The following is a 26223-nucleotide window of genomic DNA, read 5'->3' as shown; positions in this document are numbered from 1 at the left end:
GAAGCCGATGAACGTCGGCAAGGTCGGATGGCCGCTGTCAATATTTCGTGGCGCCCGAGGCAGCGGTGGCGCTTCCCTTCCAGTAAGGCACGGGGCACGTCACCAATTATGTTAGTTGCTCACAATCGCCCCCGAGAACACTCTCCTTCGGTGGCGCCTGAACTCACCTGTCAGCGCACCGATCAAGAAGCAGTTATCTTCGGCTGCATGGCGAGCTTGCGCCATGCAGATCAGGGGGACGCAAGAGGGGGTAGCTTTGGCGAAATGAAGCGGTAATCGACACCCTCGCCGGCCCGACCCCTCGATGCAGGGCGACAGTTTGCACGATGTCGCGGCCCCAACGCCGCTGATGGAGCGGACGGCCGGCCCCGGGCACGCGCAGGACGAGCGGATGCCGGCACGAAGCCTGACTGAAGGATGCCGCTAAAGCCTTATAATAAGGCTGCCGCGTGCTCCGAACAACGAACAACAACAAGCCGGACGGGACACCGCCGGACGTTACACGGGGAAGGATACAGCATGGAAGAAGGTTTCAAGCATAGCCAGGGCCAGCGACGGATGCGGCCAGACGCCTACGCGACCTCGGTCATGACGGCGGTCGGGTGCTTTCTCATGCTGAACATCGGCGCGCCCGCCTCGGCAGAGACGGCCGAGGCGCAGCCGATCCAGGAAATCGTGGTGACCGCCCGCAAACAATCCGAAAGCCTGCAGAAGGTGCCCGTGACGATCACTGCCATCGCCGGCGCCGAACTCGCGCGATTCAAGCTCGACAAGCCGGAAGACGTGGCGAGCCGCATCCCGACTTTGAACGTGTCTTGCTGCGGTTCCGGATCAGGCGCCCAGGTCAGCCTGCGTGGCGTCGGTTCTTCCTATCTCTCCGCAGCGTTTGACTCGGCTGTCGCACTGGATTTCGACGGCGTCGTCGTCAGCAGCATGCGCGTGCTGCAGTCCGGCTTCTTCGACATGCAACAGGTCGAAGTCCTCAAGGGGCCTCAGTCGCTATATTTCGGCAAGAGCGCCTCGGCCGGCGTGCTGTCGTTCAAGTCGGCGGATCCGACCGACCATTGGCAATTCGGCGGCAAGGCATCCTACGAGTTCGAGCAGAAGGGCTATACCGCCGAAGCCTTCGCCTCCGGCCCGCTTACCGAGACGCTGGGCCTGCGGCTGGCGGGCAAGTATAACGACATCAAGGAAGTGCTGCATAATTCGGCGCCCGGCGTGCGGCATCCCGACCGCGGCGAGAAGAACGCCAACGCTCGTGCCACCCTGCAGTGGAAGCCCTCGGATTCCTTCTCCGCCAACCTCAAGATCAATTATGTGCATCACGCAGCCGACGGATCGATCCGTAACTCCGTGATCGGTTGCGGGAATAACGGCGTCGCCGATCCGATCAGCCTGGCCGGTGGCGCCTTCCTGATCCCGGCCGGCTACAACTGCGACATCTCCGGCAATCGCTACGTCCTGCCGGACATCGCAGCGCCGCTGGCGATACAGGCGCCGCTCGGGAAAGATTTCCACCATGGCGTGCCTTACGCGAGCTCCGACATCTATTTCGGCCGGCTCAAGTTCGACTGGAAGCTCAGCGACCAGCTGACCGTCTCCTCGATCACCGGCTACCTCGATCAGAACTCCGTCGATTTCGACGCCTTCAGCTATGGCGGCGTGCTGGGCGGGGCCAGCTTTGGCACCGGCGCTGGCCTGGCGTTCAACAAGCTGCGCCAGTTCAGCCAGGAGGCGAGGCTGACCAGCAGCTTCGACGGCCCGCTGAACTTCATGCTCGGCGGCTTCTACGAAAAGCGCCACATCGAGTACAACACGTCGCAGAACGGGATCAACATCGCTGTCCTCGCCGGTCCCGACCCGATCACGGGGAACACCTCCGACTGGTTCAAGGAACATCTTACGCATACCGATGCGGTTTCAGCCTTCGGCAGCGTCAATTACGACATCACGAGCCAATTGAAGCTTTCGGGCGGTGTGCGCTGGACCCATGAGAAGAAGGACCAGCTGATCTCGATCCCCTACGAAAACGTCATTCTGAGCAGCGCTTTCGGCTTTGCGCCGAGCGGCTTCGTCGCTGATCCGATCAATTACAAGGACAGCAACGTCTCGCCGGAAGTGTCCCTGAGCTACCAGCCGACCAGGGACCTCAACTTCTATGCGGCGTACAAGAAGGGCTACAAGTCCGGCGGCATCGACAACAGCGCCCTGCCGTCCAACGCACTGCTTGGCCTGTCGAGCGCGGATCCCGCGGTCAAGGCCCGGACCGCCGCCGCACTGATCTATAAATCGGAAACCGCCAAGGGCGGCGAAATAGGCATGAAGTCGCAATGGCTCGATCGTAAGCTCACGATCAATGTCTCGATCTACGACTACAAGTTCAACAACCTGCAACTGCAGATCTTCGACGGCCGGGCCGTGCAGTTCCGCACGACGAACGCCGGCGAGCTGACATCCAAGGGCGCGGACGTCGATTTCAGGTGGGTGACCGATGTCCCGGGGCTCACACTCTATGGTGCGCTCGCCTACACCGACGCCAAATATTCCAAGACGTTCATCCCCGACCCCGACAATGCGCCGCTCGGCGATCTCAAGGGCCGCGCGTCTTCCGGGGCGCCGAAATGGTCCGGCAATGCCGCGGCCAACTTCCACACCCCCGTGGGGAACGACTTCGCCCTCGACCTGACTGGAAACGTGCAGTTCAAGAGCCGCTACTATACCCGCGACGGCAGCCTGTCCGACTATGTTCAAGGCTCGTCGACCAGCTTCGACCTGGCCGCCTCCTTCGGCCCTCAGGATGGCCGCTGGTCGGTGGCCCTGATCGGCACGAACCTGGGGGACAAGCGCACGGTGACATCCAGCGGCCCGCGGCCGTTCCAGTCGGCGACTGGCGACGACGTGATCCTGAACCTGAGCGAGGGCCGCAAGCTGTTCGTCCAGGCCGGGTTCAAGTTCTAGACCAGGCACATGTGCTGCGGGCGGGCGGAGCTTTCGACGAAAGCCGAGCCCGTCCGCCGCACAGGGCACAGAATATGATCGTCCAGGCCGCGCCTGGCCCCTGTGACGGTCAGGTGAAGAAACCGCCCGTCGCGGCGAGCCGCTCGAGCAAGGGCGAGATTCGGATCGCATCGCCCGCCTGTTGGCGGGCCTTCAATCGATCGACGATTCCGGCAAGACCGACCCCGTCGCCCCAGAACATCGGCCCGCCCGAATGGACCGGCCACCCATAGCCGGCGACCAGGGCCATATCGATATCCGACGCCTTGAGCGCGACCCCCTCTTCGAGAAGCTTCGCACCTTCGTTCACGACAGGATCGAGCAGCTCGAAGACGATCTGCTCCTCGCTATAGCTCTTCTGGCCGATCCCGGCCCGATCGCGGAACGCCGTGATCACATTCTGCACGTGCGGCGACGGCCGGCCGACGCGCTGTTCGTCATAATCATAATAGCCGGCGCCCTTCTTCTGGCCCCAGCGGCCGCTTTCGCACAATATTTCCTGCACCGTGCGGCCGGCCGTATTGTTCGCGTCCCAGCCGATGACATCCAGGCCGACCAGGTCGAGCATCGCGAAGACGCCCATGGGAAAACCGAAATTGGCCATCGCCGCATCGATGTCCCAGGGCAGCGGGCCTTCGAGCAATATGCGGTCGGCGGCTTCGCCTCGCCGCGCCATCAGGCGGTTGGCGATGAACCCGTCGCACACGCCGGAGAGGACCGCGACCTTGTCCAGCGTGCGCCCCAACGCCATCGCCGTGGCGACGACGGCGCCGGACGTCTTCTCACCTCGGACCACTTCAAGCAGTCGCATGATGTTGGCCGGTGCAAAGAAATGCAGTCCGACCACATGTTCGGGCCGCGCTGTGACCGCGGCTATTGCATTGAGGTCGAGAAACGACGTGTTGCTGGCGAGGATCGCACCGGGCTTCGCAATCACATCGAGCTGGCGGAATATGGATTGCTTCAAGTCGAGGCGTTCGAAGACGGCCTCGACGACCAGGTCAGCCTCGGCAGCGCCCTCGATCGCGGAACTGCTGCTGAGCGCCGCGAGCCGCTTGTCGGCCTCACCCGGCGTAATCCGGCCCTTTTCGGCCAGCGATCGGATAGTCTTGTCGATGCGCTTCGACGCCAGTTGCAGCGCCGCACCGTCCAGGTCGATGAGCGTGACCGACAGTCCAGCATTGAGGAACGCGGTCGCGATGCCCGTTCCCATCGTGCCGGCCCCGATCACCGCGATCGACCTTAGCGGCTGGGGAATCACATCCCTGCCCAGCCCCGGGATCTTGCTGGTCGCCCGTTCGGCGAAGAAGATATGGCGTTGGGCCGCCGATTCCCGGCTGGCCATCAGGTCCTCGAACAGCGCCCATTCCCGTGCCAGGCCTTCGTCGAAGGAAAGCATGGCCGCCGCCTCGATCGCCTTGATGATGTTGCCCGGAGCCTTGAAGCCCTTGAAGGATCGTGCGTTCTTCTCCTTGAACGCCGCGATGTGCCTGGACGCGTCATCCGCTGAAAGATCCGGAGCCAGGTCGCGCGCCAAGCGCAGCGGAGCATTTTCGTCCGCGAGGCGGGCGGCATAGGCGATCGCCTCGTCGCGCAGCGTGCCCTCGGCGGACAGCAGGTCGATCAGCCCGGCCGCCTTGCCTGCGCTCGCGGCGATCGGCTTGCCGAACACGATGAGGTCCAGCGCCGCCGCGATGCCGGCGAGCCGCGGGGTCCGCTGGGTGCCCCCCGCTCCGGGGAGAAGACCGAGATTGACCTCTGGCAGCCCGATGCGGGCAGAAGGCTCGGCAATCCGGTAGTGGCAAGCCAATGCCAGTTCGAAGCCGCCCCCAAGTGCGGTGCCATGGATCGCCGCGACCACCGGCTTTGCGGCGCCCTCGATGATCCTGAAAATGTCGTTGAGGTCCGGCTTCAGAAGCGGCTTGCCGAACTCGCCGATATCGGCGCCGGCAAAGAATGTCCGGCCCGCACAGGCGATGACGACAGCCTTGACGGCCTCATCCGCCAGCGCCCTAGTCACCCCCGCCTCGAGACCGATGCGCACGACATGGCCCAGGGCGTTCACCGGGGGCGAATCGACTTCCAGAACGGCAACCCCATTGATGGTCATCAACTGGGTTACCGGGTTGAGCCTGGTCATCATTCCACTCCTTGTCCGCGCATAGATCGGTGGCCGCTGCGACGGCGTCAGCTGTAGGTCGGCTCGTCCCACCATGGGAAAAAGTCCGGCATGTTCGCAGACACGCTGTCGGGAAAGGCCACGGCGCGCTTCTCGATGAAGGACGCCACGCCCTCCGCTCCATCCGCGGACCGCCCCCGGGACAGGATCGCGCGACTGTCGATCCTGTGGGCCTCCATCGGGCTGCTCATGCCAAGGCCCCGCCACAGCATCTGCCGCGTAAGTGCGATGGAAACGGGCGCGCTGCTTTCGACGAACCCGCGCGCAAGCGCGCGTGCGGCCGGCCGCAGCGCGTCCGGCTCGTACACAGCCTTTACGAGGCCGCCCTCGACCGCTTCTGTCGCCGGGAACAGGCTTCCGCTGAAACACCATTCCAGTGCCTGCGCGATGCCGACGATCCGCGGCAGAAACCAGGACGAGGCGGCTTCCGGAACGATCCCGCGCCGAACGAAGACGAAGCCGAAACGCGCGTCGCGACTGGCCAGCCGAATGTCCATCGGCAGCGTCATCGTCGCGCCAATGCCGACGGCCGGACCATTGATGGCGGCGATCACGGGCTTCAGACAGCGGAAGATGCGCAAGGTGAGCCGTCCGCCGCCGTCGCGGGCCGCACTGGCGCCATAGTTGAACGTGCCGTCGGCGTTCAGGAGGCCTTCGCCTCCCTCGGTTATGAAGCCCTCTGGCCCGGCGGAGATATCGGCTCCCGCGCAGAAGGCCCGGCCCTCTCCGGTCACGATGACGGCGCGGACCCGATCATCGGCGTCGACCCGATCGAATGCATAGATCATCTCGGTCATCATAAGCGGCGTGAACGCGTTGAGCTTGGAAGGCTGCGCCAGCGTCAGCGTCGCTATGCCATCTTCGACATCGTAGCGGATGGTCTTGTAGGTCATGGCATCCTCCCTTTTGGCCGACGTCCAGATCACCGGTGGCAGGACGAACTCTACAGCGGCGTCAGCAGATGCCCGCCATCCACCACGAGGTCGCTCCCAGTCATGAAAGCCGATGCGGAAGAGGCCAGCAGCAGCAGCGCCCCATCGAGATCGCCAAAGCTGCCGAAGCGCCGCATCGCCACCCGCTTGCGCATTGCCTCGCCGTGCGAAGATGCGAGGAACTCCCGGTTGATATCGGTCTCGAAAAAGCCGGGAGAGATCGAATTCACCCTGATCCCATAGCGTGCCAGGCTCCACGCCAGCTGCCGGGTCAGCTGCAGCACGCCCGCCTTCGAGATATTATAAGGCGCGATGCCATCCATCCCGCGGTGGCCGGTGATCGATGCGATATTGATGATCGATCCCCCGGATTGGGCTGCCTTCATCCGCCGCGCCGTCTCCGTTGCGACCAGCCACACCCCCTTCAGGTTGATGTCGAGCACATGATCGTAATCGTCCTCTGTCAGGGCGAGCACGGCCCCCGATCGCTCCACTCCGGCGTTGTTGACGAGAATGTCGATCGGCCCGGCAATATCCAGCCCGGCGGCGATGCTGTCGGAATCGGCCACATCCATCGCCACCGCGCGGGCGCTTCCTCCCGTGGCGGCAATGCGGGCGACCAGCGCTTCCAGCTGGGGCATACGCCGCGCCGCCACCACCACCTCGGCGCCGGCCTGCGCGAGCGTGCAGGCGAAATGCGCGCCCAGCCCCTTGCTCGATGCCCCGGTTATCAGTGCCCGGGTACCGCTTAGATCCGCACGGAGAGTCACCGGCCGCCCCCCTGAATCCTAGAGCGCCTCGATGATCGTGACATTGGCTATGCCGCCGCCTTCGCACATGGTCTGCAGGCCCCAGCGCTTGTTGCGGGCGCGGAGCGCATGGATCAATGTCGTCATCAGCTTGGCGCCGGACGCGCCCAGCGGATGCCCCAGCGAGATCGCGCCGCCATTGACGTTGAGCCGATCCGGATCGGCACCGACATGGCCGAGCCAGGCGAGGGGAACAGGCGCGAAAGCCTCGTTCACTTCATAGAGGTCGATGTCCTCGATCCGCAGCCCGGCGCGCTTCAGCGCCCGATCGGTCGCGGGCAGGGGTTCCTCCAGCATGATCACGGGGTCACCGGCCGTGACGGTCAGGTTGTGAATGCGAGCGAGCGGCGTAAGGCCATGCGCCTTGAGCGCCGCCTCGCTCACCACCATCACGCCGGCTGCGCCATCGCAGATCTGGCTGGCATTCGCCGCCGAGATCTTGCCACCTTCGCGCAACAGCTTGACCGAACCAATCGACTGGAGCGTCGCATCACGGCGGATGCCCTCGTCGGCCATATGAAGCGAAACATTGCCGTCTGCATCGGCGACCTCGACCGGCACGATCTCCGCGGCGAAGGCGTCCGCCTGTGCCGCAGCGGCGGCGCGGCGATGGCTTTCCAGCGCGAAGGCGTCGCAATGTTCACGGCTGAAGCCATATTTGTCGGCGATCGCCTCGGCACCATCGAACTGGCTGAATTCGGGGACGCCGAAGCGCTGCAGGATCGTCGGAGACCAAGGGCCGACCCCTAGTCCCGCTGCCGTCGCCAGGGTCATCGGCGAGCCCATCGGCACGCGCGACATGCTTTCCACGCCGGCGGCGATCACCACGTCCTGCGTACCGGACATCACGGCCTGGGCAGCGAAATGGATCGCCTGCTGCGAGGACCCGCATTGGCGATCTATGGTCACGGCAGGCACGCTCTGCGGCAGGATGGATGCCAGCACCGCATTGCGGCCGACATGCATGCTCTGCTCGCCGGCCTGGCCGACACAGCCCATGATGACGTCATCGATGGCGGCGGGGTCGATGCCGGCGCGCGCTACCAGCGCGTCGAGCACTTTGCCGGCAAGGTCTGCGGGATGCCAGGCGGCGAGCCTGCCGTTGCGGCGGGCGCCGGCCGTGCGGCCTGCCGCAACGATATAGGCCTGCTTGCTGCTCATGCTGATATGCTCCTGCGGATGTTCGGGTGGTCTGGACGGCGCGGTCCGCTCATTGTTCGAGCGAGCGCGCGATCAGCAATTTCATGATCTCGCTGGTGCCGCCGTAAATGCGTTTGACGCGCACATCCTTGTACATCTGCGCGATCGGATATTCGTTCATATAGCCATAGCCGCCGAACAGCTGCTGACAGCTGTCGACGACCCGCTGGGCGCGCTCGGCCACCCATAGCTTGGCCATGCTGGCGCCTGCGGCGTCCAGTTCGCCGCGCACATGATCCGCGATGCACTGATCGACGAAGCTGCGGGCGACCATCGCCTCGGTCTTGCATTCGGCGAGGCGGAACTGCGTATTCTGGAAATCGAGCAGCCGCTGCCCGAAGGCCTTGCGGTCCCGGACATAGGCCAGCGTATGATCGACTGCGGCCTCCATCAGCGCGAGGGCCTCGATCGCGATCATCAGCCGCTCCTGCGGCAGTTGCTGCATGAGCTGGTGGAGGCCATGGCCTTCCTCGCCTCCGATCAGGTTCGCCGCTGGCACCTCCACGTCATCGAAGAACAGCTCCGACGTGTCGGCCATTTCCAGGCCGACCTTGTCGAGATTGCGCCCGCGCCGGAAGCCGACCGCATCGCCGGTTTCGACCCCGAACAGGGAAATCCCCTTCGACCCGGCGGCCGGATCGGTGCGGGCGACGACGATGATGAGGTCGGCATGCTGGCCGTTGCTGATGAAAGTCTTCTGGCCGCTGATCTTGTAGGCGCCGCCCTCGCGCACCGCGTTCGTGCGGATGCCGCGCAGATCCGATCCGGCACCGGGCTCGGTCATGGCGATGGCGGTGATGACCTCGCCCGATACGATCTTCGGCAGCCAGCGACGACGTTGCTCGGCTGTGCCGTAGCGCTCGATATATGGTGCGACAATGCCGTTGTGCAGCGGTACGCCCCACCCGTCAGCCCCGGCCAGGCCAAGGCGGCGGATCAGCACCGCCTCATGGCGAAAATCGCCGCCCGCACCGCCATATTCGGGTGCAATCGATATGCCGAGCAATCCAGCTTCGGCCATTTCACGCCACGCTGCGCGCTCGACGATGCCGTCGTCGCGCCAGCGGGCGAGCCGCTCGGGCGACACATTGTCGGCCAGGGTGCGGCGCACCGAATCGTCGAACAGGACGAGTTCCTCGTCCATCCAGCGCGATGGTTGATCGAATATGCCTGTCATGGGAACCTCAGCGCGGGGCCATGCGGATGGCGCCGTCCAGCCGGACATCCTCACCATTGAGATAGCCGTTCTCGATCATCGCCAGGGCGAGCTCGGCATATTCCGCCGGATCGCCGAACCGCTTCGGAAAAGGCACGCTGGCCGCCAGCGCATCCTTCACATGATCGGGTGCCGCATTCATCAGCGGCGTGTTGAAGATGCCGGGCAGGATCGTGTTGACGCGAATCCCCTCGCCCATGAGATCGCGGGCGATCGGCAGGGTCAGCGCGACGATGCCGCCCTTCGAAGCGGAATATGCCGCTTGCCCCGCCTGGCCATCCTCGGCGGCGACGCTGGCCGTCATCACGATCGCCCCGCGCTCGCAGGAAGCGCCCACCGGATCGAGCCCCAGCATCCCGGCCGCGGACTTGGCGATGCAGCGAAATGTGCCGACCAGATTCACCTGGATGACGAGATTGAAGGCATCGAGCGGAAAGTGCCGGATTTCTCCGCTCTTCTTGTCACGGCTTGCCRTCTTCACCGCGTTGCCGATGCCAGCGCAGTTGACCAGGATGCGCTCCTGCCCATGCGCCGCTCGCGCCGCGGCGAAGCCGTCGTCCACGCTCTCGTCCGAGGTGACGTCGACCTCGCAGAAGACGCCGCCGATCTCCCCGGCCAGCGCGGTCCCCTGCTCGACATTGAGATCGAAGATCGCCACCTTCGCGCCCTTGGCCGCCAGCCCCCGCGCGGTTGCCGCACCGAGGCCGGATGCACCGCCAGTGACCACCGCAGCGGCCTGGGAATCGAGTTTCACAATGAGCTTCCTTTACAATCCACCGACGCGGCCAGCTCGTGAGGGCCAATGTCCAGTGCTGCGGCGACAGTAGCGAAGCAATGGCGGGGCCGACCCTGCCATTTTTGACGGTCTTGGCTGGACGGGTGCGACGGTAGACTCTCTCGAACATGATATGGAAGGCAACGCCATGACCCCGCTGGAAGCGACCCAAGCGATGTACGACCACGCCTCGCGTGGCGAATGGGAGATGGTCGCCGCTTTCATGGCGGAGGATCTCGTCATCCACGAACCGCCGACGCTGCCCTATGGCGGGGAATGGCGCGGCCGCGACGCGCTCCAGCGGCTATTCACCCATGTAATGGGCTTCTGGGATGATCCGCATGTCGAATGGATCGATCTGGTCGGCGGGGATCATCACGTCGTCGCGCTGCTGCAGATGAGCGCGACCGTGCGCACGACCGGCAAACATTTCACGCAGCGTATCGCCGAGGTGACGCGCTTCGATGTCGACGGGAAGATGGCGGAGATGCACATCCACTATTTCGACGCGGGTGAAATAGCGCGCCTGCTCGCGGGATGAGGAGTGCGTCCTTCGCTGCAGAGCCGGCCGCAGGTGGGTTGCTACAGCGCGAACGCCCCGTCCGGATCGGCTTCCATCAGTTCGACGATGTTTCCATCCGGATCACGCCCATAAGTAGCGGCACATAGGCCGGGCAGGCGCTGGGGCGGGCAATTGAACGGCATGCCCGCCGCCTTCAGCCGCTCATATTCGGCATCGATGTCGGTCACGCTCATGCAGATATGGGTATAGCCCTGGTCGTTGACCGGACGCCGGGGATCGCCTGTCTTGCCGGCCGGATTTTCGAACTCGAACAGTTCCAGGCAGGCATTGCCCGTCCGGAGCATCACCATCTTCACTGCCGTATCGCGCAAGCCATAAATCGCGTCTGCCGCGGCATTGCCCGCCCCCCAAGCATATTCGAGCGCGACCTCGAATCCAAGGAGATCGCAATAGAAGCGGGTCAGCCGGCCGATATCCCCGGTCGTAATGCTGGCATGGTGGATGCCCTTGATCATCTGCGCCGTTCCGCTGTCCGATTTTATCGCACACACCGCTCAGGGGTTGATCGATTTCCCGGGTAGTTGGCCACTGAGATATTTGTCCAGCGTGCGGCTGAAGTGGCGGATGCGGCTCTCCTGATAGTGGCCGAGCTCGATCCTGCCATTCGCCGAAGCCTTCATCCCCTTCTGGAGCGAAGCGAGGTTCGCCAGATCCTGGTCGAACACGCCCGCCAGCCCCGCTCCGATCAGATGCGCCACGGTGGTAAAGGATTCGTCTTCCCCGATCAGGTGCATATGCGGCGCCTTGGGCGGCGTCGTGCCCAGCGGTGTGCGGGTCAGGATGCGCACCTCCATCAGGCAATGGTCGACATCGCGCCACGGGCGCCAGCGATAGACGATGTTGGGCACCAGCCCGCCCCAGGGCGCGAAGTTGGGGAAGATGTTATAGGTGAAGTTGTCGAGTACCTCGCTGTCCGACGACTGCGCATAATCACGCCCGTCCATCGCCTGGAAAGCTTCGCGGTTGGCTGCGGCCAGAACCTTGCGCGCGAGCAGCGGGTCATCCGGTGCGAATCCGCCAAGGTCGGCACTGGTGGCGAAGCGAACACCGCCATCTTCGCCCAGGAAATCGGCGATCGTCTCGAGGATATAGCGCTGGTCACGGCCGCGCACATGCGGAGAAAGCGCGCCATTGGGCGTGATCGCCCGGTTCATATGATCGCCATAGAGGTCGTAGCGGGTATTGGCGTCGGCGGTGAACCCCAGGATCTGCGGATGCGTGACGACCGAGTGGAAGGCCTCCATGAAAGCTTCGGCCGTCGCCTTCCAGTTGGCGGGGAATACCCGCCCGATCCAGGCCGCTGTATGGCACTCCTCGAGCTTCCAGAGATCATAATGTTCGACCCCGGGGCCGACCCATTCCCGAAAGGACGGCAGTTCATGATTCTCCGTCACCATGACGAAGCCGTGCCAGCGCTCCACCCTTAATTCAGGCAGCGACAGGTCCCTGCCCTCGAGGTGAGGGAAATCCCAGCGACAGGGGATTTCCTTGAGCGTCCCATCATTGTGCCAGGTGAAGCCGTGGAAGGGGCAGCGCAGATTGACCGAACGCCCGCCCTCGTCGCGTAATAGCCGCCCGCGATGCAGGCAGACATTGTGGAAGGCCTTGATCGAACCGTCCGACTGGCGGACCAGCAGATAATTTTTGTCGGCGATCTCATAGACGACAGTGTCGCCCGGCTCTGGCAGATCCTCCTCGCGCGCCGCAAACTGCCAGATATTCGGCCATAGCCTTTCGCGCTCGGCAACAGCGAAAGCCTCGCTGGTGTAGCGTGCCGGATCGAGCGGCTCGTCGCCCAGGTTCTGATTGGCTTCCGCGACCAGACAATCGGGCGCCCCCCTCGTGTCGCCTGCCAGCATGTCGCTATAGCTCAGCCCGGGGCAGCGATCCTCGCGGGGGAGGGAAAGGTCGGCGTCGCTCATCGATTCGCTCACTCGCTTTGATCCAGGGGCATCGCGCAGGCTTCGGCAATATGGCGATGGACGTTGTGCAGCGCGGCCTCGTTGGCTCCCAGCACGACGTGGAAATCCGCTGGCGCGGTGAGCAGATTGGAAAAGCCCGACGCCGCGACCCGATAGTCCTCGGTCTGCACCACCTGCGCGGTCAGGTCATAGGCCGTCTCGCAGGCTTCACGATGCGCGTCGCTCTCGATGCCGAACGGCGCATAGACGGCGAAATGGCAGATCATGCGACCTGCGCCGTCCGGGAACAGCCGGAAGACCTGCGTGAAATAGACGCCCGGTACCACCGCACCGAAGAAAATGATCGTGTTGGGGAAGAGGTAATGGACCCCGCCATAATCGGTTTCGGGCCACTCGTCTTCGGGTTTGCCGACCAGATCCGCGACCGACAATTCGGGGAAATTAACGCGATAATGCCGGCCGAAGGAGTCGTAGACTTGGCGGTTGGTGAAAAATGCCTGCCCGATACTCGATCCGTGCAGCGCCTTGAAATGATAGCTCTCGCCGTAAGTGTCGAGCGCGAATTTCCAGTTGGCGTCAGCCGCAAGAATGCCCTTCTTGACAGGCTCGGCGCGGTGCAGCTCCAGCTGTTCGAGCACGGCGCCGAAGCTGCCGAGATGCGCCTCGGCGTCGATCGGCCCCGCATCAGGATCGACGCGCACCAGGATCAGCCCGAGATGTTCTGAGCAGGGCAGCTCGATCAGGTTGCGCGAGCCGATCGCGCAGTCGGCAAAACCATCCTTGCCGGGTTGGCCGACCAGACGCCCTGCGGCATCGAAGGTCCAGGCATGGAACGGGCAGGACACGCGCGGCAGATGCCCGCTCCAGGGTTCGCGGCTTTCGACCAACCGCGCCGCGCGATGGGTGCACATATTGCGGAAAGCGCGAACCGCGCCGTCCTTGCCGCGCATGACGAGGACCGAGGGCCCGGCCGCATCGAATACCAGCGCGTCGCCGGGCTCCGGAAGGTCGCCGCTCAGTCCGGCAAGCACGGGCTCCTTGTGGAAGACGCCGCGCATCTCCGCGGCGTGGCGCGCTTCGCCGGTATAGATCGACTTGTGGAGCGGCAACGGAGCTTCGGCGCTGTCGGTACGATCGTCTGCGACCCGAGCGACCAACTCGCGCAGGGCCTGACGCGCATTGCGGCGCCGGACCTGCGCCCAATCGTCCGACTGGAGATCAGCCTCTGCCATATCCTCGCCTCGCTTCGTCGCGTCTGGTTTCAAGCTGGGTATGACATGATTGCGCCGCGGCTTTAGCTAGCGGTTTTGATGGGAGACACGGATCACGCGTTTGCGCCGAGATAACCGAGCTGGCCGGCCTTGAAGACAGCCTGCGCCCGGTTGATCGCGTTCAGCTTCTCGCCGGCGCGATTGATATGGTAGCGGATGGTGGCATGGCTAAGCGCGATGATCATCGCGATCTCCCGGTCCGTCTTGCCGATCGCGGCCCAGCGGAGGCATTCGACTTCGCGCTTGGACAGCTCGCAGTCCGACGGTATGCGCCGCTTGGTCCGCATCGCCGAGACATAGCCGCTGATGAAGCGCCGCGTGATCGCGCCTAGGATCCCGCCGATCGCCGCAAATATGTCGGACAGATCATCGGCCTCCGGATCGCAAGGCGCGAAGCTATTGGCCGAGACCTGCGCGAACGGCAGGTGGACCGGAACCATGATCACGGCCTTGAAGCAGGACTGGCTCGTGAAATAGCCGCCTGGATCAATTTCCTTCAGATAGGGATTGGGCGACGCGGTGAAAAAGCCGCGCGCGCTGCACCAGAAGGGTTCGCTTTCGTAACGGCAGGAGCGAGGCAGCAAGGCATGCAGCGCAAGGTTGCGATCCTCCCACCAGCGTTCGCCTTCGGCCCGCCAGCCGAACAGATCGGCGGCGAGGACCGATCCGTCCGCATCGGTGATCGCTTCCCTGGAGGCGATGTTTGCGCACAGAGCGGCGCGCAAGCCATATTGCGCGGCGAAATCGCGGATGCTGAGCGCGGCATCGCGGATGTCCTCGACGCGACGGACGGTTGCCCGCTCGACCAGATCCTCCATCTCGATCGAACTGCACAGCCTGAAGTCATTTCTGCTGGAAGCACTCATGATTCTCACCTCCTAAACCTGCGATTGTCCGGTACCTGTCATTTTTGCGTGTAGCCGTGGCGGCGCAGGCGCGGGATTCGGGGCAGGTCCAGGAAGGAAGACCGCTCATGCCCGTCACTCGCCAATGGCTTCTTGCCGGTCATCCGAAAGGCTGCCCGGTCGAGGAGAGTCACTTCCGTCAGGCGACCGTCGAGGTCAGAGGGCCGGACGAGGGCGAGATGCTGCTGGCCACGCGCTATCTGGGCTTTGATCCGGCGCAGAAAGGCTGGATGGAGAATATTGCCGATTATGTAGCGCCGATGGCGATCGGAGACGTCATGCGTGGCAGCGCGATCAGCGAGGTGATGGTAAGCCGTCGCCCCGGCTTCGCTCCGGGCGATCTCGTGCTGGGCACCACCGGCTGGACCGAATGGCATATATCCGATGGCGCCGGCCTCGAACGGATCGAAACGACGCTGCCGCCGACCGCGATGCTGTCGATATTGGGTACGACCGGCATGACGGCATGGTGCGGGCTGTTCAAGCGCGGGCAGCCTGTCGCTGGCGACACGGTGCTGATCTCGGGTGCCGCCGGCGCGACCGGATCGGTCGTCGGCCAATTGGCAAGGATCGCCGGATGCCGGGCAATTGGCATCGCGGGCGGAGCGGAGAAGTGCCGCTGGCTCGTCGAGGAAGCCGGCTTCGACGCCGCGATCGACTACAAGGCAGGTAATCTGTCCGGGCAGATCGGCGCCCTCTGCCCGGGAGGTGTCGATGTGGTGTTCGACAATGTCGGCGGCGGCGTGCTCGATGCGATGCTGGGCAATATCGCCACCGGGGCCCGCGTGGTGATCTGTGGAGGGATCAGCCGTAACGAAACCGGCGGCTTGCCCGTGGGCCCCAGGAATTATTTCAACCTCGTCTTCCGCCGCGCCAGCATGAGCGGTTTCATCGTGCTCGACTGGGCGTCCGAGTTTCCGGAGATCCGCACGCGGCTCGAGCGGCTGATCCAGGCGGGCCGGCTTTCCTATCGGGAGGATATCGAACATGGCTTCGAAAACGCTCCTTCCACTCTGATGCGCCTGTTCGCGGGCAAGAACCGCGGCAAGCAATTGCTCAAACTTTAACCCGCTATTATAAACTCTAAGCCGTAATTCCCCCATCGACGGCCAGTTCGGCGCCCGTTACGAAACCGCTCTCGTCCGACACCAGGAACAGCACCGCGGAGGCGACGTCCGCCGGCAAGCCGGCGCGCGCCAGGGGCGTGTTGCCGGCACCGAATGCAGCGACATCCAGTCCGGGCACGGCATCGGTCAGCATCGGCGTATCGATGATGCCGGGCAGGATCACGTTCACCCGGATGCGATCGGGAGCCAGGCTGCGCGCCGCTGCGCGCGACATTCCGCGCACTGCCCATTTGGTGCCGGTATAGGCGAAGAACGAAGGATCGGCCTTGAGTCCGGCGATCGAAGACACGTTGATGATCGAGCCGCCGCCCGAGCGCTTCATCGTCTCGGCGGCGAATTTCATCCCGAGAAAGACGCCGGTCTGGTTGATCGCAACGGTTCGGTCGAACAGCGCGTGGTCGGTTGCGACGATATCGGCCATGACAGCGATGCCGGCATTGTTGACCAATGCGTCGAGCCGCCCATGGCGCTCCTCGACAAGCGCGAACAAGGCGGCCCAGGAAGCCTCATCGGCAACGTCGAGACGCTGATGCCAGGCGCTCGGGCCGATATCCGCGGCGACCGCTGCGGCCATGTCAGCGCGGATATCGGTGACGATCACCTCGGCGCCCTGCTCGGCGAGCAGACGGACATGCGCTTCGCCCTGGCCGCGGCCGGCGCCCGTCACCACCACCACCTTGCCCGCGACGCGCCCTGCTCCCTGCGCGGTCATCGGGCGGCCTCTGCCAGAGCCGCAGCGTCTCGATCGCGCAATGCGGACCACCAGTTCAGGATGCTCAGCGGGAACAGATCGGCATAAACACGAGTCCGCTCGCTTACATCATCGCTGAGCCCTTGCTCCTGCGTCGGGTCGAGCGGCGCGGCGCCCGCAACGGGATCGACCCATTCGAGTTCGAAGCGCTCGATCAGCGCCATGATCGGCTCGGCGGCGGCTTCATGGTGCGGCGCTGTTTCATGGGCAAGGAAACCGGCATAATCGTCGAATGATTGCAGGCAGTAATAAGTGTTCGGCTGCTTGCCGCGCCAATATTCATAGCGCCTGAGGCCCGGCTCGTTGCCGGTCGAAGCCTCGTAGAGCGCGCGCGCCATCGCCTCGAACGCGGCAGCACCGCCCTCCTTGACGCGCATATGCACCAGGCAAGTCGCCATATCCTCTCCTTGCAGCCGTTTTTGATAGTGGCCGTGCTGCTGGGTCCAGCTAGTAACATGCAGCAGTGCTGCTTGCAATCGTCAATCGGCGGCACGTTGAGGGGAGAAAGCCGTTGGCGACGAGTAAGCTTGATCTGTTCGGTCCGGATGCGCACAAGCATTGGTTCGAAACCTACAGGCTGCTGCGCGAGCAGGAGCCGGTGTACCGGGTGCCGGACTCGACCCTTTTCGTCCTCACCCGCTACGACGACATCGCGATGGTGGTCCGGGACAGTGAGCGCTTCTCGAACGAGGCCGACAAGCATGGCGGCGAACCCTTGCTGCTCCACCCCGAGGCACGCGAGATCTACGACCGGCGCGGCTGGTCCAAGGCCTTTCCCCTTGCGCAGGATCCGCCCGAGCACAAACGCTTCCGCGGGCTGGTCAATCACTTCTTCACCGGCCAGCGGCTCGAGCAGAGCCGTGTATTGATCGAGCATCATGTCGATCGCCTGATCGATGCTTTCGCCGGAGCGGGAGAAGCCGAATTCATCGCCGCCTTCGCCGAACCACTGCCGGCCGCTGTCATCTCAGGGCTGCTTGGCCTGCCGGCCGAGGACGGCGAACGGCTCAAGCGATGGTCCTTCGCCTGGGCGCTGCCGTTCGCGCGGGGGCTCAGCCTCGAACAGGAGATCTGGGTCGCCGAGCAGGGCGTGGAATTCCAGCATTATCTGAAAGCCCATATCGACTCGCGCCGTGCCAATCCCACGGCCGACATCATATCGGAGCTCGCCCATGCCCGCGTCGACGATTACGAACTGACCGATGGTCAGATCGTCCAGATCATCGATCACCTGTATATCGGCGGCAACGAAACGACGGCGTTCGCGCTCGCCTCCGGTCTGTGGATGATGCTGCGCGATCCCGAGATCCACGCCGAGCTGAGGCGCGATCCCGCGCGCATCAACGGCTTCGTCGAGGAAGTTCTGCGACTCGAGTCGCCGACCCAGGGTCTCTATCGCACCGCCACGCGCGACACCGAAATCCGGGGCGTGAAGATTCCGAAGGGCGCCACCCTGCATCTGCGCTTCGCGGCTGCCAATCGTGATCCCGAGGTGTTCGAGGACCCCGACAGGATCAAGCTTGATCGGCGCAATGCCATGCGCCACATGGCCTTCAGCCAGGCGGAGCATCATTGCCCGGGCTCGGGCTTGTCCCGCCTGGAACTGCAGATCGCGTTCAAAGCATTGATCGCACGGCTGCCGAATCTCCGGCTGCCAGAGGGCCGCAACGATTTCGAACATCATCCCGGCTTCGTGCTGCGTGCGCTCAAGGCGCTGCACATCGCCTTCTAGTCCCGGCTTCCCCGCCGGGGCTCAATTCGAAGCCCTAGAGTGATTTCGAGGCAGATGGAATCATCTGCCGGCTCGGAAATCACGGAAAACGGACAAAATCTAGGCTCGATCCGGTTCAATCTGAACGGGATCGAGTCTAGCCCCGCACGGCAACCGCCTCCTCGCTCCACGGGGCGATCGTCATGCCGTCGTCGCGCTGATAGCCCTCGGGCAGGTCCTCCACCAGGTGCCAGGCGGCCGAGAGGCGCCCATAACCGATGAAGAATGCGATGAAGGCGCCGAGCTCGACGATTTCCATCTCGCTGAAGTGCTCGCGCAGTTCCGCGAAGGTTGCATCGTCGATGGCGAAATGGTTGGTCGAGGAAATATCGGCATAGACGAGCGCAGCCTTTTCCGCCGCGGACAGGTCCTTGGACTCCTGCGGCCGTTCGAGCGAGCAGACCGCCCCTTCGGTCAGCCCGTCCTCCATCGCCGATTCATAGCGTATCGCCATGCAGCTGCGGCACTGATTGTGGAATGCGACGCGCAGGCGCACCAGTTCGACCAGCCGGCGCGGCAAATGCGTTGATTGATAGAGCGTCATGCCGAAGCTCAGCACGCCTTTGGCGAGATCAGGGTTATGCGCCAATATGCGCATGATCCCCTGCTCGGTCGGGCTGGCCGTATCGCCGCCAGCCAATGCGCGCAGATCGGCGCGCCATTCGGATGCGGGAAGGGTGGAAAGGCGGGCCATCGCAATATCTCCTGGGGGCGTTTGGGGCCACCGCTCAGCGGAAGCGGAACAACGGATGGTGAGGCGTGAAATCGTCGGCGCGGGGCACCGCCGCCAGCAGGGGCGAATCGCCGCATGTGCCGGAATGGTGGGCGTTCAGCAGGAATGTTCGTTCGGCAAAGCGCCATTCGCCCGCACGCCGCTCCAGCCGGTCGAGATAGCGTCCATAAAAGAGCTGCCAGCCCTGCCCGCCGGCGCCGTCATCGCCAACAGCATGCGTTATCGAGCAACTGTCGGCGAGCGCGATGTCGCCATCGATCCTCAGCACTATGTTCGATGTCGCATGGAAGCGGCGCAGCGACAGCGCGGCATTGGCGAGCAGGAAGGACGTCGCCTCCTCGCCATCGCCCTTGAAGAAGCCTAGATCGATTATGGCGTCAGGCCAGAACAGCAGGGCGAGGCCCTCCCGGTCCTGCCAGTCGACAGCGCGCCCATAGGCATGCAGCAATCGCGTGCACTCTGCTTCGGCAAGCAGGCGAGTCGTGGCGTCCTCTGCCATCATGTCGGCGTCCACTCCTGTTGCCGGTTTCGTCCCGGATCGTCTGCAAGCAGCAGTAATGCATGATGATGGGTTGCGATCAAGCGGCTACCGGGTAAACTCGCAAATTGGGGAGCACACCCCTGCGGAGAGACGATGGACAGGACCGAAGCGAAATCCGGCGAGAGGCTGCCCGGCGAACTCCTATCAGGTGATCCATCGGCCGTCGGCGATGCTGCAGCGGCCGGCGAAGGCAGCGACGACACCCGCAAGGCCATTCTCGATGCGGTGGTAAGATGCTTCACGGCGCAAGGATGGGCGGGCACGAACATGTCTCTCGTGGCACGGGAAACCGGAATGACGCGGGGCAAGATCCAATATTATTTCCCCGTGCTCGAGGAGCTGAAGTTCGCCGCGATCGAACATCTCTATGAGTCCTGGCGCCGCAGCTATTTCGATCGCATCAGCCCGGATGCCCCCACCCGCGTGAGCTTCGATCGCGGCGTCGAGGTATTGTGGGAACTGGCGCGCGATCCGCTGCATGTCGCGATGGCAAATGTGGAGGCTGCCGCGCGCACCGACGAGGGACTGCGACGTCGGCTGGCGGAATTGCATATCGAGGATGAGGAGCAACTCGATCGCGCGACGCGCCAGACCTTTCCCGCGCTCGCCGCGGTGGGAGGACACGAACTGCATCTCGGCCGTTACTTCACCACCATCTTCATCGATGGCCTCGCCTCCCACAACTTTCCCGCCGACGCGCCGATCTGGCGGGCGCGGCTTGTCGCGATGCTCAAGGAATGCCTGAGCGACTTCTGGGTAAGACGCGGGGTCGTGGATCTCGATGGCGAGAGGCCGGGCATTGCATCCGAAACCCCCGCGACGGAACAGGGTGGATCGGTGCCGCCTCCTCCCAATCGGGACCGCACGCAGGAGACGCTCGCGCTGCTGCGCCAGGCGATGGAAATATTATCGGGTGATCCCGCGCCGTCGCCTGACCCCGCCATCACGGGCTGATCGAGGCTCGACTGGCATTTTTGGCGGTGGCGTCGTGACCGTCCGGAGATCAACCATGTGGATCATGGAGGCCCGCCGGCCCTTCGCCGATAGAGAGCCGAAGCCGTGACGATCCACTTTCCCACCGAGCTGCCTGCCCATCTCCGCCGTTATGCCGACATGGGTTCATGGCAGGACAACAGGCTCGACCAATGGGCACGCCGGCGCGCCGAGGTCACACCCGACGAGCCGGTATTCCTCGGCGATCCCGCCCGCCCCAGTTTCGCCAGCCTGCTCGGCGACGGGGAGGCGCTTGCGCGGGCGCTGATCGACCTCGGCATCAACTCCGGCGACGTCATCAGTTTCCAGACCCCCAACTGGGTGGAAGCAGCGGTCATCAACCTTGCGGCAGCGCTGGGCGGCTTCGTCATCAACCCGATCGTCCACATCTACCGCGATGCCGAGGTCCAGCACATGCTGGCCGATTGCGCAGCACGGATCTTCTTCGTTGCCGAGGCATTCCGCTCGATCGACTATGCGGGGATGGTCGATCGGATCACGCCGCATCTCCCGATGCTGGCGCAGACCATCTTCGTCCGGCCGCAAAGCAGCAGCCCATCCTTTGCCGACCTCGTCGAGCATGGGCGCAAACTGACGCATCCGCTCGTCGGCGCCGATCCCAATTCGGTCAAGCTGATCCTCTATACTTCGGGCACGACCGGCCGCGCCAAGGCCGTGCTGCATTCGCACAACAGCCTGGCGCGCGTGCTCGACGCCACCTTCCGCCACCGGTCGCCGGTCGGGCGGGACGTGATCCTGATGCCGTCACCGGTGACGCACATCACCGGCTATGCCGGCGCGCTGGAAATGCCCTTCCAGTTCGACTCGCGGGCGGTGCTGATGGAGCAATGGGACGCCGCCCGCGCCGTCGAACTGATCGAGCGTTATCAGGCGACCTACACCACCGCAGCGACACCCTTCCTGGTCGAACTCTGCCAGGCGGCGCACGCGGCCGGCCGGTCGCTCCCCAGCCTGCGGAGCTTCGCCTGCGGCGGCGCGGCGGTGCCCGACGAGTTGATCCGCACCGCTAATGCGGCGCTCGCAAACCCCTGCGCCTATCGCGTCTATGGCAGTTCGGAAGTGCCGCAGACCACGCAAGGCTATTCGCCCGTCCTTGAGCCTGATCTTGCCGCCGCCAGCGACGGCCATGCGGTCGATTATGAGCTCCGCATCGTCGATGACGAGGGGCGGGACTTGCCCGCCGGCATGGACGGAGAAGTGCTGGTGCGCGGCCCCGGCATGTTCCTCGGTTATGGCGATCCGGGTCAGACCGATCAGGCGATCACCGCCGACGGCTTCTTCCGCAGCGGCGACATCGGCCGGCTGGACGACCGCGGAGCGCTCACCATCACCGGGCGCAAGAAGGACCTGATCATCCGCGGCGGCGAGAATATCTCCGCCAGGGAGATCGAGGACGTGCTCCAGGCCCATCCTGATGTGGCGCTGGCGGCGGTGGTGGCTATGCCGCACGCCCGGCTGGGCGAAGGCGTCTGCGCTTATATCGTCCTGCGCCCCGGGGCCGAGGCGTCCGCCGCCGATCTGGCGGCGCATGTGCGGGCCTCGGGTTTGGCCCGGCAGAAATGCCCGGAACGCTTCGAGTTCCTCCAGGATCTCCCCCGCACGGCATCCGGGAAGATCCGCAAGGACCTGCTACGCGACGATATCCGGCAGCGGATCAGCGCCGATGGCGAACCCGCCACGCCGTCTCGCTGAGGCGACGGCCGCCGCAGGGCGCAAGAAACACTTCAGACGACCGGCGCATGCAACTCGCCGGTCTCTATATATCGCATCGTCGGTCGCGGCGCCGCCGACGATCGCCGAGAATTATATCGGACTGCCGCTATAGCCGGGCGCACCCCGCACGACCGACGACGACGAACATGCCGCCTTCCGCCGCTATCCGCCCAATCCAGCTCAGCTGCGCCACTATGTCTTCCAGCCACCAGCCGCCCTCTTCGGCATCGGTCAGTTGCTGCGATCCGTCGTCCTGGCCGAGCAGCGCGCTCGGTACGGACCGGATATAGTCGATGCCGTTGGCCGCAAACCAATGGCGCAGCTGTGCCATCGTGTGCGTATGTTCTTCTGGATGATGATATTGATCGCGTAGCCAGGCACGATACCGTTGCGGTTGCTGCTGCCGATCGGCGAGCACCTTGTCTCCGGGAACCCAGCGCCAACCACTGAGCCGCGCGATCAGTCGCCTCGCCCTGTGCGGCAGGCGCGCATAGCTGTTGTACAGGCCGATGATCACCAGCCCTCCCGGCCGGGCAAGTCGCGCCAGATGGCTGAATGCGACGCCTGGGTCGGGCGTATGATGCAGCACGCCCGAGCAATAGACGATATCGAACGCTCCGGCGCGCAGCCCGGGATGATGCACGTCGGTCTCCACGAACGCGATCTGGCCGACCCCGAGACGCTTCGCCGCCGCCCGGCCGAGAGCGAGCGAGGCACGGCACAGATCGGCGGCGATGACCATCCGCTCGCCCCGGGCGAGATAGAGGCTCATCTGGCCGGTGCCGCAGCCCACTTCCACGATCCGCGCATCATAGGGGATCGCTGCATCGAGGAGCCGCGCGAACTGGCTGCGCTGGGCACGGGCGCGCAACCAATCGATGCTGTCGCGCGGCGGATAACCCGGAAATGGCGCCACCGTATAAAAGCTTCTCACCCGTTCGGTCCGGACATCGCCGGGCAGGCGGAGATCGGCTATTCCGTCTGCCGCCTCATAGCGCGCCCCGCAGTCCTGGCAGCAGAGCGCGCCATCGAGCGAGCCGCCGCAGCCGGGACAGGCGAGCAAGCACAGCGCGCGGCGATCCATCGCTAGAAGATCGAATAGATGAAAGGCGCCAGGGCCTCCACACCGGCGGCCAGCGCCAGGATGACGCCCACCGAACAGAGGAAGACCACCAGCGGGATCATCCATCGCCGACCGCCCGGCGCGTGCCACATGCCGCGGACCAGATCGGCGATCGTGCCGGATGCGCTGCCGACAATGATGAGCTGACGCCGCAGGCGTCCCTTGCGCCGGATCATGCGATAGCCTCCACTGCTTGTTGGTGCCCGACCCGATCGCGGTGGACGACCACGTCGTCGGCCACCAGCAGATCGATGCCCGCCCGCCGGAACGTCGAATAGCCTTCTGCGGCACTGGTGACGATCGGATCGCCGGCGAGGTTGAAGGATGTATTGAGCAGGACCGGTATCCCGCGCCGACGCCCATAGGCGCCGAGCAGCGCGTGGAGGCGCGGCGCCAACTCGGCCTCCAATATCTGCACGCGCGCGGTGCCGTCGACATGGGTGACGGCGCTCAGGCTGTTTCGCCATTCGGGCCGGACCGGGAATACGCCGGACATGAAGCGGCCAAGACGCGCGCCACCCGAGGACAGGTCGAAATAGGTCGCCGCATGCTCGGCCGGTACCACCGGCGCAAACGGGCGAAAGGATTCCCGGAACTTGATGTCGCGGTTGATCCGGTCGCGCATTGCCGCGTCGCCCGGATCGGCGAGGATGCTGCGATGGCCGAGTGCGCGCGGGCCGAATTCCGCCGCCCCCTCCATCCAGCCGACTATGGCCCCTCGCCCGATGGCATCGGCCACCTCATCGATCAGCTCGGCTTCATCCGCCCGCTCGAACGGAAGCCCGTCCTCGGCAGCAAGGCGGGCAAGATCATCCGGTTCGACCGCCGGCCCCCAGAAGGGATGGTCGGGGCAGTCGCGATGCGGCTGGTTGAAGAGGATGCGGTCTGCCCACAGCGCCGCCCCCAGCGCGCAGCCCGCGTCGCCCGGCGCGGACGGCACGAACAGCCGCTCGAACCCAGCCTCGCGCAAGATGCGGGCATTGGCGACGCCGTTCAGTGCAACGCCGCCGCCAAGGCAAAGGTCGACAAGACCCGTTTCCTTGCGAAGCGACGCGGCAATGTCGACCATCACGTCCTCCAGCACCGCCTGCGCGCTGGCCGCGACATCGGCATAATGCCGTCCTTGCGCGGTCCCCAGGTCGATCGGCTCGAAACGATCGCGGGGCGGGCCGAACAGGCCCACGAAACGGCGGGAATAAGCGGAATCGACCGTCCGATGATAATCGAAATAGTCGAGGTCGAGCGCAAAGGCGCCGTCCGGCGTCCGCTGCAATATCCGCCGCACCTCGTCGGCAAAGCGCGGCGTGCCATAGGCAGCAAGGCCCATGACCTTATATTCGCCCTCATTGACCGGGAATCCCAGCCAGGCCGTGAAGGCCGAATAGAAGAGGCCAAGCGAATGGGGGAAGCGCACCTCGCGCAGAAGGTTGATCTCCGCCGGTCCGCCAGTGCGCTTGCTGCCATGCCCCACGGTCAGGGTCGCCCATTCGCCCACCCCGTCGGCGGTCAGGATCGCGGCCTTTTCGGTTGGTGCGGTCAGGAAGGCCGTTGCCGCGTGGGAGAGGTGATGGTCCGTGAAATGGACGCGGCGCGTCGGGATTCCCAGCTGGGCGCTGATGATGCCCCGCACCCATAATTTCTCCCCGACCATATTCTTCATCGCCTTGGGGAATATGCGCCAGCTGTGCGGAAAAGCACGCAACAGCGTCATCAACACCCGGTCGAACCTGAGCGCTGGGCGCTCATAGAAAATCACCGCGTCCAGTTGCTCGGGGTCCAGCCCGGCATGGTCGAGACACCATTCTGCCGCCTGCAGGGGGAAGGCGGGGTCATTCTTGCATCGCGAAAGCCGCTCTTCCTGCGCCGCGGCCACGGGTAGGCCGTCGACCAGCAAGGCGGCTGCGGCGTCGTGATAAAAGGCGGAAATGCCAAGGATCTTCATCAATATTGCCCTCCCCCCTTGTCGCGCGGCCGCGTAGCGGCGCACCAGCCGGGTGCCTCCTGTCGCGCCGCCCGCTTCGCGACCCAGGCGAAGGGCGCCAGCAGGAGGAAATAGAGCAGCGTCAGGATGATCTTCGAGATCATGTCGGCGAGGATCAGCGCCAGGCGGAGATAGGCTCGCCAGAAACGGCGCAGCCGCGCGGCCCACAAGGCCCTAGGGGCATGGCCCGGCGCCAGGCGGCTGAGTTCCGCGCGCGAATAGCGCATATGCCCCTCCTCATCGCGGGCGATCTTGCCGATGACCGCCTGCGTTTCCGGATCATGGTCCAGCACCGCGCCATAGGCGGCGAAGGCGCGGGACGCGGCCCGTTCCGACAGGTGGATGAAGGCCAGCAGTCCCGTCATGCGCTCCTGCTCGACCACCAGCCGGTCGAAGCCGCGTTCGCCGGGAAGGAGCCCGTCGCCCAGCGCGCGGTCGGGCCCGGGATCAGCGATGGTCCGCCGCAGCGCCAGCCCGCGCGCCTGGAACAGTTCGGCATGGCGCACCTCGTCGCGCGCATGGGCGAAGAGACGGCGCCGCAGCTGCGGGTCGTCGGCAATCTCCGCCGCGCGGAACAGGTCGCGCGCGCCCTGCGCCTCGACTTCGGCAAATTGCAGCAGCTTGCGGGCCCGGCGTCGCGGGTCGGCCCAAATCAGCCGATCGATGAACATGCGCCAGCT

General features: G+C 64.7%; 24 protein-coding genes. 6 read left to right on the top strand and 18 right to left on the bottom strand.

Features of this window, described 5'->3' with window-relative positions; genetic code table 11:
* Nucleotides 1-519 precede the first annotated feature (519 nt).
* Nucleotides 520-2958: a TonB-dependent receptor gene (locus AC1DQK_RS08705; RefSeq protein ID WP_477869474.1), complete on the top strand. Its 2439-nt coding sequence runs from the start codon at nt 520-522 to the stop codon at nt 2956-2958.
* 109 nt (nt 2959-3067) lie between these two features.
* Here the strand turns inward: AC1DQK_RS08705 and AC1DQK_RS08700 are convergent, their stop codons facing one another.
* The 6 genes from AC1DQK_RS08700 to AC1DQK_RS08675 are packed head-to-tail and all read right to left on the bottom strand — an operon-like array spanning nt 3068 to nt 10087.
* Complete coding sequence (locus AC1DQK_RS08700; RefSeq protein ID WP_477869472.1) at nt 3068-5137, bottom strand: 3-hydroxyacyl-CoA dehydrogenase NAD-binding domain-containing protein; 2070 nt, start codon at nt 5135-5137, stop codon at nt 3068-3070.
* Nucleotides 5138-5184: 47 nt separating this feature from the next.
* A complete protein-coding gene (locus AC1DQK_RS08695) occupies nt 5185-6069 on the bottom strand; it encodes a crotonase/enoyl-CoA hydratase family protein (protein WP_477869470.1) in 885 nt (294 codons plus the stop codon).
* A gap of 50 nt (nt 6070-6119) precedes the next feature.
* Nucleotides 6120-6878, bottom strand: coding sequence for an SDR family NAD(P)-dependent oxidoreductase (locus AC1DQK_RS08690; protein ID WP_477869468.1), 759 nt, complete (start codon nt 6876-6878; stop codon nt 6120-6122).
* A gap of 18 nt (nt 6879-6896) precedes the next feature.
* Nucleotides 6897-8078, bottom strand: a complete 1182-nt coding sequence (locus tag AC1DQK_RS08685) for an acetyl-CoA C-acetyltransferase (RefSeq protein ID WP_477869466.1) — start codon at nt 8076-8078, stop codon at nt 6897-6899.
* A 49-nt stretch (nt 8079-8127) separates the two neighbouring features.
* Nucleotides 8128-9294 carry an acyl-CoA dehydrogenase family protein gene (locus AC1DQK_RS08680; protein WP_477869464.1) on the bottom strand — a complete coding sequence of 389 codons (1167 nt, stop codon included), beginning with the start codon at nt 9292-9294 and terminating at the stop codon, nt 8128-8130.
* Between the two features lie 7 nt (nt 9295-9301).
* Nucleotides 9302-10087: an SDR family NAD(P)-dependent oxidoreductase gene (locus AC1DQK_RS08675; RefSeq protein WP_477869462.1), complete on the bottom strand. Its 786-nt coding sequence runs from the start codon at nt 10085-10087 to the stop codon at nt 9302-9304.
* 154 nt (nt 10088-10241) lie between these two features.
* Here AC1DQK_RS08675 and AC1DQK_RS08670 point away from each other — a divergent pair, with 154 nt between their 5' ends.
* Entirely contained in the window at nt 10242-10649 is a 408-nt protein-coding gene (locus tag AC1DQK_RS08670; RefSeq protein ID WP_477869460.1) for a nuclear transport factor 2 family protein, read from the top strand.
* 41 nt (nt 10650-10690) lie between these two features.
* Here AC1DQK_RS08670 and AC1DQK_RS08665 read toward each other — a convergent pair whose 3' ends face one another.
* From AC1DQK_RS08665 to AC1DQK_RS08650, 4 genes are all read right to left on the bottom strand, one after another.
* Nucleotides 10691-11146, bottom strand: a complete 456-nt coding sequence (locus AC1DQK_RS08665) for a VOC family protein (protein ID WP_477869458.1) — start codon at nt 11144-11146, stop codon at nt 10691-10693.
* 39 nt (nt 11147-11185) lie between these two features.
* Nucleotides 11186-12625: an aromatic ring-hydroxylating oxygenase subunit alpha gene (locus AC1DQK_RS08660; protein ID WP_477869456.1), complete on the bottom strand. Its 1440-nt coding sequence runs from the start codon at nt 12623-12625 to the stop codon at nt 11186-11188.
* A complete protein-coding gene (locus AC1DQK_RS08655) occupies nt 12622-13845 on the bottom strand; it encodes an aromatic ring-hydroxylating oxygenase subunit alpha (protein ID WP_477869454.1) in 1224 nt (407 codons plus the stop codon). Before AC1DQK_RS08655 ends, AC1DQK_RS08660 begins: the two co-directional genes overlap by 4 nt.
* Nucleotides 13846-13937: 92 nt before the next feature.
* On the bottom strand, nt 13938-14750 hold the full coding sequence (locus AC1DQK_RS08650) for a helix-turn-helix transcriptional regulator (RefSeq protein WP_477869453.1): 813 nt from the start codon (nt 14748-14750) through the stop codon (nt 13938-13940).
* Between the two features lie 107 nt (nt 14751-14857).
* On the opposite strand from AC1DQK_RS08650, the gene AC1DQK_RS08645 reads away from it, so the two are divergent.
* Nucleotides 14858-15856, top strand: a complete 999-nt coding sequence (locus tag AC1DQK_RS08645) for an NADP-dependent oxidoreductase (protein WP_477869452.1) — start codon at nt 14858-14860, stop codon at nt 15854-15856.
* 16 nt (nt 15857-15872) lie between these two features.
* Here the strand turns inward: AC1DQK_RS08645 and AC1DQK_RS08640 are convergent, their stop codons facing one another.
* Both AC1DQK_RS08640 and AC1DQK_RS08635 read right to left on the bottom strand, forming a co-directional pair.
* Entirely contained in the window at nt 15873-16628 is a 756-nt protein-coding gene (locus AC1DQK_RS08640; protein WP_477869450.1) for a glucose 1-dehydrogenase, read from the bottom strand.
* Nucleotides 16625-17065, bottom strand: a complete 441-nt coding sequence (locus AC1DQK_RS08635; protein WP_477869448.1) for a putative quinol monooxygenase — start codon at nt 17063-17065, stop codon at nt 16625-16627. Before AC1DQK_RS08635 ends, AC1DQK_RS08640 begins: the two co-directional genes overlap by 4 nt.
* Nucleotides 17066-17178: 113 nt before the next feature.
* Between AC1DQK_RS08635 and AC1DQK_RS08630 the strand changes: the two genes are divergently transcribed.
* Nucleotides 17179-18399 carry a cytochrome P450 gene (locus tag AC1DQK_RS08630; RefSeq protein ID WP_477869446.1) on the top strand — a complete coding sequence of 407 codons (1221 nt, stop codon included), beginning with the start codon at nt 17179-17181 and terminating at the stop codon, nt 18397-18399.
* A gap of 136 nt (nt 18400-18535) precedes the next feature.
* Here AC1DQK_RS08630 and AC1DQK_RS08625 read toward each other — a convergent pair whose 3' ends face one another.
* Both AC1DQK_RS08625 and AC1DQK_RS08620 read right to left on the bottom strand, forming a co-directional pair.
* Nucleotides 18536-19132, bottom strand: a complete 597-nt coding sequence (locus AC1DQK_RS08625) for a carboxymuconolactone decarboxylase family protein (protein WP_477869444.1) — start codon at nt 19130-19132, stop codon at nt 18536-18538.
* 34 nt (nt 19133-19166) lie between these two features.
* Nucleotides 19167-19673 (bottom strand): nuclear transport factor 2 family protein, encoded by a 507-nt coding sequence (locus AC1DQK_RS08620; RefSeq protein WP_477869442.1) that lies wholly within the window; start codon nt 19671-19673, stop codon nt 19167-19169.
* 132 nt (nt 19674-19805) lie between these two features.
* Here AC1DQK_RS08620 and AC1DQK_RS08615 point away from each other — a divergent pair, with 132 nt between their 5' ends.
* Nucleotides 19806-20666, top strand: a complete 861-nt coding sequence (locus tag AC1DQK_RS08615; RefSeq protein ID WP_477869440.1) for a TetR/AcrR family transcriptional regulator — start codon at nt 19806-19808, stop codon at nt 20664-20666.
* Nucleotides 20667-20771: 105 nt separating this feature from the next.
* Complete coding sequence (locus AC1DQK_RS08610; RefSeq protein ID WP_477869438.1) at nt 20772-22418, top strand: AMP-binding protein; 1647 nt, start codon at nt 20772-20774, stop codon at nt 22416-22418.
* Between the two features lie 127 nt (nt 22419-22545).
* Here AC1DQK_RS08610 and AC1DQK_RS08605 read toward each other — a convergent pair whose 3' ends face one another.
* The 4 genes from AC1DQK_RS08605 to AC1DQK_RS08590 are packed head-to-tail and all read right to left on the bottom strand — an operon-like array spanning nt 22546 to nt 26214.
* A complete protein-coding gene (locus AC1DQK_RS08605) occupies nt 22546-23523 on the bottom strand; it encodes a class I SAM-dependent methyltransferase (protein ID WP_477869436.1) in 978 nt (325 codons plus the stop codon).
* Nucleotides 23524-23525: 2 nt separating this feature from the next.
* On the bottom strand, nt 23526-23738 hold the full coding sequence (locus AC1DQK_RS08600) for a DUF5989 family protein (protein ID WP_477869435.1): 213 nt from the start codon (nt 23736-23738) through the stop codon (nt 23526-23528).
* A complete protein-coding gene (locus AC1DQK_RS08595) occupies nt 23735-25504 on the bottom strand; it encodes a carbamoyltransferase family protein (RefSeq protein WP_477869886.1) in 1770 nt (589 codons plus the stop codon). The genes AC1DQK_RS08600 and AC1DQK_RS08595 overlap by 4 nt, the downstream gene beginning before the upstream one ends.
* On the bottom strand, nt 25504-26214 hold the full coding sequence (locus AC1DQK_RS08590) for a ferritin-like domain-containing protein (RefSeq protein WP_477869433.1): 711 nt from the start codon (nt 26212-26214) through the stop codon (nt 25504-25506). The genes AC1DQK_RS08595 and AC1DQK_RS08590 overlap by 1 nt, the downstream gene beginning before the upstream one ends.
* Nucleotides 26215-26223: the final 9 nt, after the last annotated feature.

The organism is Rhizorhabdus sp. P4_G5 (assembly GCF_056401065.1).
This window is presented reverse-complemented; position numbering and strand designations above follow the sequence as displayed.